This window comes from Candidatus Kryptobacter tengchongensis, assembly GCF_001458555.1.
Lineage (GTDB): Bacteria > Bacteroidota > Ignavibacteria > Kryptoniales > Kryptoniaceae > Kryptonium > Kryptonium tengchongense.
In genome coordinates this window covers 1-14991 of the sequence record NZ_CZVH01000044.1, presented here as the reverse complement: position 1 = coordinate 14991, position 14991 = coordinate 1, and the positions used below count along the sequence as shown (strand labels likewise).

Here is a 14991-nt window from a genome sequence, read left to right as displayed (position 1 = left end):
CGAATCCATTCCCATATACCTTTCACGGGTTAGGTTCAAAACGGACAGCTGAATTTGTGGTGAAAAATCGCGATGATGTTATTGAAAATATCCAAAATATTTGGTATACTATTCATCAACTGGTGACGGACAAGATAAAAAATGCGAAAAAAGAGGTTGAACACATAGTTAAAAGTTATGCTTTCAACCGACCGATTGATTGGATAAAACAATATACGATGAGAATTGACGAACTTACGCGAGCCCTTGATATTGCGATGTCGCATAGGTTTGAGTTAATAAAACATAACTTTGAACAGTGGCATAAAAGATTTGAATCTGTAAATCCAGAACTTGCCCTCAAACGTGGCTATGCAATTGTTTTCAAAAACGGAAAAATAATTCACAGTAAGGAAGAACTTAAAATAGAAGATGAATTCAATATAAAACTATCAGATGGAATAATAAAAGGGGTGGTAAAAGGCTATGGCGAAGAAAAATGAAATAACCGAGATCTCATTTGAAAACTTAACATTTGAACAAGCGCTGAGAGAGCTTCAGAACATAGTTGATAAACTTGAAACGGGACAAGTAACTCTTGAGGAGGCAATTGAAATGTATGAGCGTGGCGTTAAACTTTCAAAATATTGCATTGAAAAATTAACACAAGCGGAATTAAGAATAAGGAAAATAATAAAAGACGAATCCCAAGGATTTACACTCATTGACTTTGAAGATTTCAATAACAAAATTTAAAAGAGACAAAATGAGTTCAAAATATCCCTTAGCCGAGACAAATTATAAAATCTTACCGAGCATAAATTCTCCAGATGATTTAAAACGACTCAATATCCATGAGCTTGAAACCCTTGCTGGCGAAATAAGAGAATTTATAATTGACACGATTTCAAAAACTGGTGGACATTTAGGAGCAAGCTTAGGTGTTGTTGAATTAACTCTTGCGGTGCATTATGTATTCAACGCCCCAAAAGATAAGATAATTTGGGATACGGGACATCAAGGTTATGTGCATAAAATCATCACTGGAAGAAGGGATGTTTTCCATACAATAAGACAGTTCAGAGGGATAAGTGGATTTTTGAAGAGAAGTGAAAGCATTTATGATGTCTTTGGGGCAGGACATGCTTCAACTTCAATTTCAGCAGCGCTTGGAATAGCAACAGCAAGAGATTTTGACGGTGCTGACTACAAGGTTGTGGCGATAATTGGCGACGGCGCGATGACAGCTGGGCTTGCCTATGAGGCGATGAACAACGCTGGGATGATGAGAAAAAACTTGATTGTGATCTTAAATGATAACAACATGTCAATTTCACCAAATGTATGGGCTGTATCAAAATATTTTACAGACTTGATTGCAAGTGCACACTATAACAAACTCAAATCCTTTATCTGGGACTTAACGGGGCAACTTGACGGGATGGGAGACAGAATAAGAAAACTTGCTGCAAGGGTTGAGGGCGGGGTAAAAGCAATTATAACACCAGGGATGCTCTTTGAAGCGCTCGGGTTTAGATACTTTGGTCCTGTGAACGGACACAACATTGCGAAACTTATAAAAATTTTAAATGAGATAAAAAATCTCAATGGACCGATACTTGTTCATGTTATAACTCAAAAAGGCAAAGGTTACAAACCTGCTGAAGAAGATGAACAAAAGTATCACGGGGTAACTCCGTTTGATAAAATCACAGGGAAGATGTATAAAAGCGACAAGCCTCAACCACCAAGTTACACAAAGGTTTTCGGTGAAGCTGTAGTCCAACTCGCAAAGAGAAACAATAAGATCGTCGGAATAACAGCAGCGATGCCGGAAGGAACGGGACTTAACATTTTAGCAAAAGAAATTCCTGAGAGATTTTTTGATGTCGGTATAGCAGAACAGCACGCTGTGACATTTGCAGCAGGACTTGCAACTGAGGGATACATTCCAATATGCGCTATCTATTCAACATTTTTACAAAGAGCTTTTGATCAGATTATTCATGATGTCGCACTTCAACACTTACATGTTATTTTCGCAATTGATAGAGCTGGACTCGTTGGAGCCGATGGACCCACGCATCACGGCGCCTTTGACTTAAGTTACTTACGCCTTATCCCTGGCATGGTGATAATGGCACCAAAAGATGAAAGCGAGCTAAGAGATATGCTCTATACTGCGACGATTTACAATAAAGGACCCGTAGCAATAAGATACCCACGTGGTAATGGTGTTGGTGTTCCACTTAAAGATGATTTTGATTTAATTGAGATTGGAAAAAGCGAGATTTTAAAAGAGGGACGCGATATAGCGATACTCGCAATTGGAAATATGGTTTATCCGGCATTAAAATCCGCTGAAATACTTCAAAGATACGGGATAGATGCAATGGTTGTAAATATGAGATTTGTTAAGCCACTTGACGAAAAACTTCTTGATATGATTTTTGAAAAATTTAATAAGGTTGTAACTGTTGAGGAAAACACAATTCGTGGTGGATTTGGAAGTGCAGTGCTTGAATATGCAGCTTCAAAAGGGGTCGTAAATGTTAAATTTTTAATTCATGGGATACCAGATGAATTTATTGAGCATGGGACTCAACCCGAACTGTGGCAAATGCTCAAACTTGACGCCAACGGGATAGCCGAAAAAATCCTTGAAACATTTGAATTTGATAAAGTTTTAATTCCTCAAAAAACACACTCATAAAAATATGGAACAGGTTAAACTTGGCATAATTGGGCTCGGTGGTATAGCTCAAGCAGTTCATCTACCAATACTTTCAAAACTTGAAAATGTTAAAATTGTTGCTATGTGCGATGCTGATAAGGCAAAGGCAAAAATGCTTTCCGAAAAATACAATGTCCCCTACTTCTACACCGATTATGAAAAAATGTTGAAAGAGGTTGATGAAATTGAAGCTGTTGAAATTTTAACTCCGACAAATCTTCATGCTGAGATGACAATAGCATGCGTTAGCGCCGGGAAAGATGTATTCGTTGAGAGACCACTCGCAAGGACATATAAAGAAACTGTAGCAGTTGTGAAAGCTATTGAAGAAACCAATCGCAAGGTGATGGTCGGAATGAACTTAAGGTTTAGACCTGATTGTATGTTGATGAAGGGCTTTATTGAGCAAGGGGAACTTGGGTCAATTTTTTATGTAAAAGGTGGATGGTTCAAAAGACCAAATGATAAAAAGTGGGTATTAATGAAAGATAAATCCGGAGGCGGAGTTATACTTGACCTCGGAATTAGCATACTTGACCTCGCACTTTGGATGGCTGGATACCCCGAAGTTAAAAGCGTTAACTCAATCTCATATAAACATCAAACTCGCTCAGTTGAGGATAGCGCCATTGTTCTCTTAAAGTTCAAAAATGAAGCAACACTTTTTATTGATGTGAGCTGGTCATATGAATTTGAAAGCCCGATATTCTATCTGCATATATTTGGAACCGAAGGAACAGGCGAATTAAACCCATTCAGGATTTATAAAGACATTCAGGGAAAACTTATAAATCTTGTGCCAGAGAAAACAGAAAAGCCAGAGATACTTTATTGGAAATCATATGAAAATGAACTGAAACACTTCCTTGGCGCTGTGCGTGAACTTCATCCGCTTATTTCAACAGCAAAAGACGCGCTTTATAGGATGAAAATTGTTGAAGCAATTTATAAATCAGCCGAGCGAGGAAAGGAAGTAATCCTTCAATAAAAAATTTTTAAAAATAAAAATGTTTATAACTTTTGAAGGGCTTGACCTTTGCGGTAAAACAACACAAGCAGAAATTTTAATTCAAAAACTAAAAAACTCCGGTTTTGACATCACATTCGTCAGAGAGCCCGGGGGAACGAGAATCTCCGAGCTTATACGAAATATACTGCTTGATTCACAGAATAAAGAAATGGATCCAATCACGGAACTTTTCCTTTTCTCGGCAAGCCGTGCCCAACTTGTAAGAGAAGTTATAATCCCATCTCTTAACTCAGGAAAAATTGTTATATGTGATAGATTTTATGATTCAACACTTGCTTATCAAGGCTATGGTCGTGGGATTGAGATTGAAAAAATTAAAATTATAAATGAGCTTGCCTCATCCGGGCTCGTTCCCGACTTAACATTTTTAATTGACATCCCAGTTGAAGAAATCTATAGAAGAAGAAAAGAAAAATACGGCGACCTTGACCGAATGGAGAACTCAGGTGTTGAGTTTTATAAAAGGGTGAAGCATGGATACCTTGAAATTGCGAAATCAAGCGATAGATTCATCATTATAGATGGAATGAAAAAAATTGATGAGATAAGCGAACAAATTTGGTATATTGTTTTTGAAAAATTAAAAATGAAGGCAAAATGAAGAGAAAAATTTTTTTCTTTGGCTTCGGGCTTCTTGTGCTAACTTTATTTGTAAGATTTGAACTTTTTCAGTCGCAAAAAGATGATATATTTTTCAAAATAGACAAAAGCATTGATATCTTCGGAAAAATTTATAAAGAGGTGCTCTTAAACTATGTTGATGAAGTTGATCCTGAAAAATTTATGAGGGCAGGAATAAAGGGAATGTTAAGTGAACTTGACCCTTACACCGTCTTCATAGATGAAAAACACAGAGAAGATGTTGACGCCCTAACAACAGGAAAATATGGAGGAATTGGCGTATCAATATCAAAATTTGATGACCAAATCGTTATAACCAAAGTTTTAAAAAGCTACCCTGCTGATATGGCTGGGATAAAAGTTGGCGATGTCATCATTGAAATTGATGATATACCCACAAAAGATAAATCACTTGACGAAGTTAGAACCTATATGATTGGAAAACCTGGAACGCCAATAAAACTTAAAATTTCAAGGGAAGGAATTGAAAATATACTTACATTTGAAATAACGAGAGCCGAAATTGAAGTCAAGAACATAACTTATTATGATTTCATTGACGATGGAATTGCGTATATAAAACTTGAGCGCTTCTCAAGAAACGCAGGTGAGGAATTGAGAAAAGCAATAAAAAATTTACAGACAAGAGGCGAGATAAAAGGATTAATACTTGATCTTCGTGATAACCCCTGGGGGATTGCTTGACGCTGCGGTTGATGTTGTTGAAAAGTTTGTTCCAGAGGGAAGTTTGATAGTTTCAACCCGAGGTCGCAAACCTGATGCCTTGAGAAACTACTACTCAAATGAAAAACCCATTCTTCCAGATATCCCTCTCTGTGTCATAGTTAACAACTCAAGCGCAAGTGCAAGCGAAATAGTTGCTGGAGCAATTCAAGACCTTGATAGAGGCGTGATCATAGGGACAAAGACATTTGGAAAAGGTCTCGTCCAGACAATAAGCTATCTTTCCTATAATACCTTCCTCAAGATAACAACTGCTAAGTATTACACCCCGAGTGGTCGCTGTATCCAGGAAATTGACTATTTCCATAAACCTGATGGCGTTTTCATTTCAAAACCCGACTCGGAGCAAAAGGTTTACAAAACTAAAAATGGTCGGATCGTCTACGCTCAAGGTGGAATAATGCCAGATACAGTTGTTCCCGAAACAAAACGAAGCGATTTCGTTGAATCCCTCGCTCAGAAAGGATTGTTTTTCAAATTTGCAAATTTATTCGCCATAAGGTATAAAACACTGCCGGAAAATTTCAAAATAGATGAACAAATCCTTGAACAATTCAAAAAGTTTGTTGAGAAAAATAATTTCGCATTCCGAGATAGTTTTGAAATAAACCTTGAAAAAGCGGTTGCATACGCAAAAAAGCAAGGATATCAAAATGGCTACCTTGAAACAATTGAGTTTACACTCAACAAAGTAAAAACTCAAAAAATTGATTACTTTAATCTTTATCGTGATGAAATAGCAAGAGAACTTATGCGCGAGATACTTGCAAGATATAAATATGAGGATGAGCTAATAGCATGGGGTCTCTCAAATGATGTTCAAGTTAAAATAGCGATCGCAATTTTAAAAGAGAAAAAAACATATAACTCTATCCTAAGTCTGAAATGATATTCTGGAAAATTTTATTTCTCCTTGCTTCTGGACTTTTTGCCGGTTTCCTAGCAGGATTTTTCGGAATCGGAGGTGGTGTAATCCTCGTTTTAATCCTGATGTATTATTACTCGGGAACTGGAATTCCAGCTGACTTAACCCCCAAAATTGCTGTTGCTACAAGTTTATTCACGATAATTTTCACATCAATTTCAAGTACGATAAAGCAGTATGAAAATAAAAACATTGAGTGGAAATTAACATTTACTATGGGGCTTGCCTCAATTATATCAGCTCTTGTCGGAAGTAAAATTGCATCTGTTGTTTCTGGAAGTTTCATAAAGACATTCATCATCGCTGTTATAATTTTTGCTGGATTAAGAATGCTTTTGGCTGGAAACTCAGAAGTTGATATAGACGATCTGACAAATTATAAAAGCGATGCCTCTCCGTTTTCCGCTATCTTTTGGGGTTTCATCACCGGGATAGTTTCTATATTTGCAGGCGTGGGAGGCGGAATTTTACTTGTCCCTGTGATGAACCATCTTATGAAAGTCCCAATAAAAAGAGCAATCGGAACATCAAGCTCAATCATAATTTTAACATCAACTTTTGGAACGCTTGGTTATGTAATCAACGGACTTGGGAAACCCGAACTTGAAGCTCTCGGAACGCTTGGCTTTGTTGATTATACAGCCGGGATTCCTATTATAATTGGTTCAATTCTTACAAGCCGACTTGGGGCTCACGCATCTTATAGGACAAAGTCAAAACTTCTAAAAAAACTTTTTGCATTGCTTTTAATTACAGTTGCAATTTTAACACTTTTAAAATAAAAAAACAATCGGAAATGCTTTTAAAATATCGCACATTTGAACTTAAACTTAAGCACCCTTTCAAGATCACACGAGGTGTAAGAACATCAAATTGGGTTGTGCTTATTGAAGTTGAATACGACGGCGTAATTGGTTATGGCGAAGCATCCCCATCACAAAGATATGGCGAAACCATTGAAACGGTGCAAAACTTTTTAAATAAAGTTGATCTATCAAAGTTTAATGATCCATTTAATCTTGAGGAAATTTTAAACTATATTGATTCAATTGAGCCGGGAAATACATCTGCAAAAGCCGGGATTGATATCGCCTTGCACGATCTTATCGGAAAATTGCTTAAAATCCCCATTTACAAACTTTTCGGACTCAATAAAGAAAAAACTCCAATCACCTCGTTCACAATCGGCATAGACGAGCCAAATGTTATTGAACGAAAGGTCAGAGAAGCTGAAGAATATCCTATTTTGAAAGTTAAGCTTGGACTTGAGAACGACGAAGAGATAATCAGAACGATACGAAAGATCACAGATAAATTAATCAGGGTTGACGCAAACGAAGGATGGAAAACCAAAGAACTTGCACTTGAAAAAATCAAATGGCTTCAAGATGAAGGAGTTGAACTTGTTGAACAACCAATGCCTGCCAATGATCTTGACTCAGTTGCATGGCTTAGAGATAAAGTTGATATTCCAATAATCGCAGATGAGAACTGTATTCGCCTTTATGATGTTCCAACTTTAGGAAAAGCATATGATGGAATTAATATAAAGCTTATGAAATCCACGGGTATAAGAGAAGCAATAAAAATGATAAACACCGCAAGAGCAATGAATATGAAAATTATGATTGGTTGTATGATTGAATCATCTGTTGGGATAACCGCAGGAGCCCAAATTTCACCACTTGTTGATTTTGCAGACCTTGATGGAAATCTTTTGATAACAAACGATCCATTTGAAGGAGTTAAAGTTAAAGGTGGAAAGTTAATTCTTCCAGATGAGCCAGGACTTGGCGTAAAAAAATTAATTTAAAAACTATGCTTTTAAAAAGACCACAACATCTACGCTTTGAGTACATCCCGAGGTATTACAAACCTGAAAAAGATGAGGAGCTCAAAAGGAAGGAACGTTTGAGAAGGAGCTTAAAAATCCAGAGAATCGGTATCTCCGAAAGAAAGAAAAGATCATTGCTTTGGTGGCTAATAATTGTCGGGATTGTCTTTTATCTTTATCTTGTGTTATCAGGAACGCTGTAAGGTAAAAGATTCATGATGAATTGTTTCATCTTTTTTGGATGGCAAGAATTGAAAACTTCTATAATACTTGAAAATGGGAAGGATAAAAATTTTACCTGAAGAAATAGCAAGCAAAATTGCAGCTGGTGAAGTCATACAAAGACCCGAATCCGTAGTTAAAGAATTGATTGAAAACTCAATTGATGCAGGAGCAAAAAATATAACCGTAATTTTAAAAGACGCTGGGAAAGCACTTGTTCAAGTGATTGATGATGGTTGCGGGATGAGCGAGGACGATGCAGTTATTGCCTTTGAAAGACACGCAACAAGCAAAATTGAAACATATGAAGACCTTGAAAACATACGAACGCTTGGCTTCAGGGGAGAAGCCCTTGCATCAATCGCAGCTGTTGCCCAGGTTGAAATGAAAACAAGAACACAAGAAGATGAACTTGCAACGCTTGTTAAGATAGAAGGCGGAAAAATAATTGAGATTTCAAAAACATCGCATCCAATTGGAACATCAATTGCGGTTAAAAATCTTTTCTTCAATACCCCAGCAAGGAGAAACTTTTTAAAAAGCAATTACACAGAATTCAAACATGCTTATGAGGCTTTCATAAGGTTCGCTATAGCCTATCCCGAAATATCCTTTGAACTCATAAGCGATGACGAATTAATCTCAAAATTTGAAGCAACTGATTTTGAAACAAGAATAAAACAAATTTTTGGCGATGAATTTTTTAAAACTCTAATCCCTGTAGACGAGAAAACTGAATATGTAAGCATATATGGATTCATAAGCAAACCAGAATTTTCAAGAAAGACAAAAGCTGATCAATTTATCTTTCTTAACAGAAGATATATAATAAATCGCTCCATAAATCACGCAGTCTACAATGCCTACGAGCATCTCATTGATAAAGGGAATTTCCCGTCATTTATTTTGATGATCCTGATTGACCCAAGGCATGTTGATATAAATGTCCACCCATCAAAACTTGAGGTTAAATTTGACGATGAACAAGGAATTTACAACTTTGTTCGTGCAGTTGTGAAACACTCGCTATCAAAGTTCAATTTAATCCCTGAAATTGAAATTGAGCCATCTGGCGGAATTAAACTCCATCCACCTTCGGAAATTGAAGAGATAAAACAAAAGTTAATAAACTTAACCGAACCAATTAAAGAGAAAATTCAAAAAGAGCAACAATATTCACTTGAATTTTTAACTTCTTCTTTTCCAGAAGCAATGACTGCAATTCAAGCGAAGGAAGATATCAAAAAGGTTGAAAAAATTTCTCAAGAAATTCAATCTGCAATCTCACAATCAGTAGAGGAAAGAGGCGAAGAAGGAATCTCCTTTATGCAAATCCATAATAAATATATAATTGCCCAAATTAAAACTGGGATAATGATAATTGATCAGCATGTCGCTCATGAGAGAATTCTTTACGAAAGGGCGCTTGACAGTTTAAATTCAAGATCCCCATTCACGCAACAACTTCTCTTTCCTCAAACAATTGAAGTCACGCCAGCAGACATGGCAGTTGTTAAAGAAATTAAAGAGCACCTTGAAAGTTTGGGATTTGACCTGCGAATTTTCGGAAAAAGTACAATAATACTTTACGGAGTTCCACCAGAAGTCAAACAGGGCTCGGAGAAAAAAATTTTTCTGGAGATAATTGAACTTTACAGAGAAAATTCAAATGCCGAACCAAATTTAAGTGTTCGTGAAAATCTTGCAAAAGCGTTCGCTTGCAAAACAGCGATCAAAGCAGGAGATAAATTGACCCCAGAAGAAATCCAAGTTCTCATTGATCAACTCTTCCTTACACGAAATCCATATGTGTGCCCACACGGGAGACCGATAATAGTTAAAATTCCAATTGAAGAGCTTGACAGAAAATTTGGAAGGATATAAATTTATTTTCTCGCAGTGACAATTAAACCAGTCCCCTTCCTATTTTCAACCTTTGTATCAAGCCACATCAGAAAAAATCCCACACCAGAAATTACGAGATAATACAAAGGAAGAAGCACGACAAAAATAAAACTTTTCCCAAGCAAAAGGATCGGAATTTTCACCATAAGTTTCCACGATAAATTCCCCCATCTTCCATAACTGTATTTCAGGGTTATATTTTTAAATCCCGCCTTTTCAAGTTTAGATTTAATTTCATCTGCTTCATATCCACTTCTGACATGTTCTTCAATAAAACTTTCCTCTTCATCTGAATGAACATCCGACCCTCCAAGATTTGACGGCGTGCTTATTATCAACAATCCATTTTTTCTCATGGCTTTGTAAAAATTTTCAAAAACTGTTTCATCATTTTTAATATGTTCCATCACATCAATAGCAAGAATGAGATCAAACTTATCTGAAAAATTTAACTTTGTAAGGTCGGCGATTTCAAATCTCAAGTTTTCAATTTTAACTGCCCTGGTAAAATCTTCACAATCTTTGATTCTATTTTCATTTATATCAACCCCAATAACTTCCGAATTTTTAAATCTTTTCGCTATAAGATACGAATATTGTCCAAAACCACATCCAGCATCAAGAACGTTGATTTTATCATTTCTTGAATTGAAAAAATTTTTCACCTCCCTTTTCACATACCAAGCACGAAGAAGAAATATGTTAAGGATGCCATAAAAAAATTTCCGTAAAAAGATTTTCCCAGAGATTATTTTGTCAATCTTTGATTTTATTCTCTCGTATTTCATTTTCACTTTTTCAAAACTATTCTAAAAGTTGAACCTTTGCCGATTTTACTTTCCTTTAGGAAAAGCTTACCGCCGTGGTAAATTTCAATTATCCTTTTTGACAAACTCAATCCAAGTCCCCATCCCCTTTTCTTCGTAGTGTAACCAGGTCTGAAGATATCCTTACGATATTTCATATTTATCCCACGCCCTGTATCTGAAACATCAATTATAACAAGTTTCCCCTTCTCTTGAATTTTAAACTCTATTTTCCCTTCGCTGTTTTCAATCGCATCAAGTGAATTTTTGAGCAAATTTTCAATAACCCATTCAAATAATTCACGATTGATGAAAGCTTTTGCATCCATGTCCCCCTTGATTGATATCGTTATTTTCTTGCCAGAGTGAGGAATTCGCTTCTCAAAATACCTGATCACGGAATTTATAACATCTGAGATTTTTTCCTCAACTAATTCCGCCTTTGAACCTATCTTTGAAAATCTTTGAGTTATTTTGTTAAGCTTGTTAAGATCATTTTCAATTTCATGAATTACATTGCTTACATCCTCACCGTTATCAATTTTTGTCCTTAAAATTTCAAGCCAGCCATATAAACTTGAAAGCGGTGTCCCGAGCTGATGTGCCGTCTCCCGTGCAAGCCCAACCCAGATATTGCTTTGCTCCGTTTTCTTAATATAGCTAAAACTCAAGTATCCAATTAAAACGAAAATCCCAGCGACAATTAGTATTATATATGGTAAAATTTTGAGCTGTTCAACAAGTTTTGAGTTTCCGTAAAAGACATAGTTTAAAATTAGCGTATCTTGGTAAGCTATTTTTATAGGCTCAAATGTTTTTTCCATCTTCTCAATCTCCCTACGCAAAATCTTCTCCCTTTGTTTCTTGGATAGGGTTGTATCAATTTCAATGTTTCTGTAAAAAAGAGGATTCCTCTCCCTGTCGGTTACAATCACAGGAAAATCAATCGCAAGAATGATCTGATCAAAGATAAATGTAAATTCAGATGTCCCAGGGGAATTGACTATATATTCAATTGACTTTGCGTAAAGATTTGCGATTTGTTTTTCTCTCATTTCAAGATTTTTGACTATAACATTTGTATAGTAAAGAATCCCAAGTGCGATTGCCAAGGCAAGCAAGATGAGGAATCTTTTTATATTAACTGCCTTTAACATTTTTAAACAGTTTATCTTAAAATTGTTTGATTTCTGTCTGCCCCAACAGAAATGATTGAAACTTTCACACCTGTTAGTTTCTCTATAGCTTCAATATATTCTCTGGCCTCCGACGGAAGATCTGAATAAGATTTAAGATCTGAAGTTTTCGTTTTCCAGCCTTTGAAACTTTCATAAACAGGTTCAACTTTAGAGAGCGTCTCTGAATCAGTCGGGAAATTTTTAAGTTTTTTCCCTTTTAGTTCATAAGCGACGCAAATTTTTATTTCATCAAGTTCATCAAGGACATCAAGTTTAGTTAAAGCGAGTTTTTCAATCCCGTTTATCATAATCGTGTAGTTTAAACTTACAATATCAAGCCAACCGCATCTTCTTGGTCTACCAGTTGTTGCACCATATTCATGACCTTTCTCCCTTATGTGATCCCCAAGTTCATCTTTTAACTCGGTTGGGAATGGACCTTCTCCAACTCGTGTTGTGTATGCTTTTATAACACCAATTACGCCATTTATCTTCGTTGGTGGTATTCCCGAACCTGTTGATGCACCTCCAGCTGTTGGACTTGATGAGGTCACATAAGGATATGTTCCATGATCAATATCAAGCAAAGCCCCTTGTGCCCCTTCAAGAAGAATTTTTTTCCCATCTTTTATTGCTCTGTTTAAATAAACAGCCGTATCCGTCACATACTCATCAATTTTTTTATCAAACTCAATGTATTCGTCAATTATTTTTTCAACATCAAACTTCGTTTCACCGTAAATTTTCTCTATGATTTCGTTTTTTAACTCTATATTCTTGCGAAGTTTTTTGCAAAATACATCTCTATCAAGAAGGTCAACAACTCTAATTCCAACCCTTGCATACTTATCAACATAAGATGGACCAATCCCCTTTCCAGTTGTTCCAATTTTATCATCCCCCTGCTCATAAAGTTTATCAAGAAGCTTGTGATATGGCATTATTAGATGAGCCCTGTGACTTATAAAAAGTCGTCCGGAAACATCAACACCCGCAGATTTCACCATCTCAATTTCTTCAATTAAAGCAATTGGATCAAGAACAACTCCATTACCAATTACACAAACAACATTAGGATGAAAAATTCCCGAAGGCAGAAGATGTAGAACATAGGTTTTTCCATCAAATGAAACCGTATGTCCTGCATTTGCACCCCCTTGATATCTAACAACGATATCTGCATCCTCACTTAAAAGGTCAACAATTTTTCCTTTTCCTTCATCACCCCATTGAGCACCAAGGATAACCCATACAGCACCATCAGGAATTTTAATTAACATTACAATGTAGATTACTTTTTCTTTGTTGCTCTTTTTTTATAACTTTCAATTGCTTCTTCAACGGAGTTATAAGTTTCAAAAACTTTTATAAGTCGTGTTATCATCAAAAGCGATTCAATTTTATCGGTTGGATTTGCGATTTTGAGGTCACCCCCCCGCCATTTCTCATTGTCGTCAAGCCACTTATCAAAGTCCCAAGCCCTGCGCTGTTCATAAATTTAACATTTTTAACATCAACGACGACTTTATTTTTCCCTTGATCAAGGAGTTTGTGCAAAAGCTCTCTAAACTTTTGAGAGTCAGGACCTCCCATTAAATTTCCTTTAATCTCAATTACGACAACATCATCAAATTCCTTTGCTCTTAATCGCATAATTTTTCCCGTTTAATTTTAAAAAGGCGGGGCTAACTTGCCCCGCAAGATATTTACTTTGCTGTTACGGGTTGCTTCTTCAAAAGTTTCTCCTTCTCTGCTCTCCTCTGCCTCGCAAGATTGAAATCAACAACAATTGAACTTGCGACATAAATTGATGAATAAGTTCCAGTTATCATACCAATCGTTAAAGCGAAGGCAAATCCACGGGTGACCTCACTCCCAACGAAAAGTAAAATAACAAGAACTAAAATAACTGTTCCGCTTGTTATTATCGTCCTGCTTAATGTTTCATTTATGCTCTTGTTAACAAGACTGATAAAGTCCATCGCTTTGTAAAGTTTCAAATTTTCTCTTATTCTGTCAAACACAACAACCGTATCATTTACAGATAAACCAACAAGTGTAAGAAGTGCAGCAAGGAGTGATTGATTCATTTCAATGTTCAGATAGGGGACGGAGCTAAAAATTGAACAAAATCCAAGCGTAACCAAAACATCGTGGAACAGTGCAACTACAGCACCAAGCCCGTAAATTGGTTTAAATCTTAAATCGATATAAACAAGCATAACAATTAGCGATAAAATAACTGTATAAAATGCCTTTCGCCTTAATTCAGCTCCTATTCTTGGACCAACCTTTTCCTCATTTAAAACCTCAACTTTGTTATCTTGAAATTTTGATTGTAAAGCTGAAAGAATTAGTTCTCCCATCTTTGTTCCTTCCATCTGCTGCGATGTTCGGATCAAAATTTCATTATGCGTTCCGTATGTTTTGATCTCACTTTTTGCAAGCCCGATTTGTGCGATTGCACTTCTGACATCGCCAATTGAAACAGGTTTCTCAAAGCGAACGATCACCTCGGTCCCACCAAGGAAATCAATACCAAGTGGGATGCCACGAAAGATAAGCGAAATTAAACCAATTAAAATAACAATAATAGAAACCGCATACCAGATTTTTCTTTTCTCAATGAATTTTATATTTGTCTTGCCGATAAATCTCATTTTAAAACCCTCTGAAATTAATTTTTACTTAGCCAAATTTAACAACACCTGGATATTTTTCAGCTACAATATCATACAAAACTTTTGTGATGAAAACGGCACTAAAAAGGTTAGCAATGATACCTATCATCAACGTAAGGGCAAACCCCTGAATCGGACCGGAACCGAAATTATAAAGGATTAATCCCGTTAGAAAAGTTGTGATGTTTGAATCAAAAATAGCGCTAAAAGCTTTTGAATAACCCTCATCTATCGCTGACCTTAAGGTTCTACCTATTGCGAGCTCCTCACGAATCCTCTCATATATAAGAACATTAGCGTCTACAGCTACTCCAATTGTTAAAATTATCCCT

General features: G+C 36.2%; 17 protein-coding genes. 11 read left to right on the top strand and 6 right to left on the bottom strand.

The genetic code is table 11. The features are described from left to right. The 11 genes from AT685_RS04270 to mutL form a co-directional block, all read left to right on the top strand. Positions 1–482: exodeoxyribonuclease VII large subunit (locus tag AT685_RS04270; protein ID WP_143713116.1), on the top strand; the 482-nt coding region annotated here is incomplete at its 5' end. Next, a complete protein-coding gene (gene xseB, locus AT685_RS04265) occupies positions 466–735 on the top strand; it encodes an exodeoxyribonuclease VII small subunit (RefSeq protein ID WP_072150339.1) in 270 nt (89 codons plus the stop codon). The genes AT685_RS04270 and xseB, both read left to right, overlap by 17 nt. A gap of 10 nt (positions 736–745) precedes the next feature. Further along, entirely contained in the window at positions 746–2692 is a 1947-nt protein-coding gene (gene dxs, locus AT685_RS04260; protein ID WP_072150345.1) for a 1-deoxy-D-xylulose-5-phosphate synthase, read from the top strand. A gap of 4 nt (positions 2693–2696) precedes the next feature. After that, complete coding sequence (locus tag AT685_RS04255; protein ID WP_072151691.1) at positions 2697–3701, top strand: Gfo/Idh/MocA family protein; 1005 nt, start codon at positions 2697–2699, stop codon at positions 3699–3701. A gap of 19 nt (positions 3702–3720) precedes the next feature. Then, complete coding sequence (tmk, locus tag AT685_RS04250; protein ID WP_072151690.1) at positions 3721–4344, top strand: dTMP kinase; 624 nt, start codon at positions 3721–3723, stop codon at positions 4342–4344. Beyond that, positions 4341–5069, top strand: a complete 729-nt coding sequence (locus tag AT685_RS08275) for a S41 family peptidase (protein WP_081040579.1) — start codon at positions 4341–4343, stop codon at positions 5067–5069. The genes tmk and AT685_RS08275 overlap by 4 nt, the downstream gene beginning before the upstream one ends. Then, entirely contained in the window at positions 5062–5997 is a 936-nt protein-coding gene (locus tag AT685_RS08270; RefSeq protein ID WP_159420474.1) for a S41 family peptidase, read from the top strand. The genes AT685_RS08275 and AT685_RS08270 overlap by 8 nt, the downstream gene beginning before the upstream one ends. Beyond that, positions 5994–6815: a sulfite exporter TauE/SafE family protein gene (locus AT685_RS04240; RefSeq protein ID WP_072150335.1), complete on the top strand. Its 822-nt coding sequence runs from the start codon at positions 5994–5996 to the stop codon at positions 6813–6815. Before AT685_RS08270 ends, AT685_RS04240 begins: the two co-directional genes overlap by 4 nt. A gap of 14 nt (positions 6816–6829) precedes the next feature. After that, on the top strand, positions 6830–7846 hold the full coding sequence (locus AT685_RS04235; protein WP_072151689.1) for a dipeptide epimerase: 1017 nt from the start codon (positions 6830–6832) through the stop codon (positions 7844–7846). Positions 7847–7851: 5 nt separating this feature from the next. Beyond that, entirely contained in the window at positions 7852–8070 is a 219-nt protein-coding gene (locus AT685_RS04230; RefSeq protein WP_072151688.1) for a hypothetical protein, read from the top strand. A 73-nt stretch (positions 8071–8143) separates the two neighbouring features. Continuing rightward, a complete protein-coding gene (gene mutL / locus AT685_RS04225; protein ID WP_072150332.1) occupies positions 8144–9973 on the top strand; it encodes a DNA mismatch repair endonuclease MutL in 1830 nt (609 codons plus the stop codon). Positions 9974–9975: 2 nt separating this feature from the next. Here the strand turns inward: mutL and AT685_RS04220 are convergent, their stop codons facing one another. The 6 genes from AT685_RS04220 to AT685_RS04195 form a co-directional block, all read right to left on the bottom strand. Further along, the gene (locus tag AT685_RS04220) at positions 9976–10782 is read right to left on the bottom strand and encodes a class I SAM-dependent methyltransferase (RefSeq protein ID WP_072151687.1); all 807 of its coding nucleotides are present in this window, start codon (positions 10780–10782) and stop codon (positions 9976–9978) included. 2 nt (positions 10783–10784) lie between these two features. Beyond that, a complete protein-coding gene (locus AT685_RS04215) occupies positions 10785–11957 on the bottom strand; it encodes a sensor histidine kinase (RefSeq protein WP_072151686.1) in 1173 nt (390 codons plus the stop codon). A gap of 11 nt (positions 11958–11968) precedes the next feature. Further along, positions 11969–13258 (bottom strand): adenylosuccinate synthase, encoded by a 1290-nt coding sequence (locus AT685_RS04210; RefSeq protein WP_072151010.1) that lies wholly within the window; start codon positions 13256–13258, stop codon positions 11969–11971. A 103-nt stretch (positions 13259–13361) separates the two neighbouring features. Next, positions 13362–13631, bottom strand: a complete 270-nt coding sequence (locus tag AT685_RS04205; protein WP_320409069.1) for an STAS domain-containing protein — start codon at positions 13629–13631, stop codon at positions 13362–13364. A 53-nt stretch (positions 13632–13684) separates the two neighbouring features. Continuing rightward, positions 13685–14638, bottom strand: coding sequence for a protein translocase subunit SecF (gene secF, locus AT685_RS04200; RefSeq protein ID WP_072151685.1), 954 nt, complete (start codon positions 14636–14638; stop codon positions 13685–13687). 28 nt (positions 14639–14666) lie between these two features. Next, the coding region (locus tag AT685_RS04195; protein WP_159420473.1) for an MMPL family transporter at positions 14667–14991 on the bottom strand (325 nt) is incomplete at its 5' end.

Bases quoted from the DNA above. Each gene is read 5' to 3' on its own strand.
- xseB (WP_072150339.1), top strand. From the start codon at position 466: ATGGCGAAGAAAAATGAAATAACCGAGATCTCATTTGAAAACTTAACA.
- dxs (WP_072150345.1), top strand. From the start codon at position 746: ATGAGTTCAAAATATCCCTTAGCCGAGACAAATTATAAAATCTTACCG.
- AT685_RS04255 (WP_072151691.1), top strand. From the start codon at position 2,697: ATGGAACAGGTTAAACTTGGCATAATTGGGCTCGGTGGTATAGCTCAA.
- tmk (WP_072151690.1), top strand. From the start codon at position 3,721: ATGTTTATAACTTTTGAAGGGCTTGACCTTTGCGGTAAAACAACACAA.
- AT685_RS08275 (WP_081040579.1), top strand. From the start codon at position 4,341: ATGAAGAGAAAAATTTTTTTCTTTGGCTTCGGGCTTCTTGTGCTAACT.
- AT685_RS04240 (WP_072150335.1), top strand. From the start codon at position 5,994: ATGATATTCTGGAAAATTTTATTTCTCCTTGCTTCTGGACTTTTTGCC.
- AT685_RS04235 (WP_072151689.1), top strand. From the start codon at position 6,830: ATGCTTTTAAAATATCGCACATTTGAACTTAAACTTAAGCACCCTTTC.
- AT685_RS04230 (WP_072151688.1), top strand. From the start codon at position 7,852: ATGCTTTTAAAAAGACCACAACATCTACGCTTTGAGTACATCCCGAGG.
- mutL (WP_072150332.1), top strand. From the start codon at position 8,144: ATGGGAAGGATAAAAATTTTACCTGAAGAAATAGCAAGCAAAATTGCA.
- AT685_RS04220 (WP_072151687.1), bottom strand. From the start codon at position 10,782: ATGAAATACGAGAGAATAAAATCAAAGATTGACAAAATAATCTCTGGG.
- AT685_RS04215 (WP_072151686.1), bottom strand. From the start codon at position 11,957: ATGTTAAAGGCAGTTAATATAAAAAGATTCCTCATCTTGCTTGCCTTG.
- AT685_RS04210 (WP_072151010.1), bottom strand. From the start codon at position 13,258: ATGTTAATTAAAATTCCTGATGGTGCTGTATGGGTTATCCTTGGTGCT.
- AT685_RS04205 (WP_320409069.1), bottom strand. From the start codon at position 13,631: ATGCGATTAAGAGCAAAGGAATTTGATGATGTTGTCGTAATTGAGATT.
- secF (WP_072151685.1), bottom strand. From the start codon at position 14,638: ATGAGATTTATCGGCAAGACAAATATAAAATTCATTGAGAAAAGAAAA.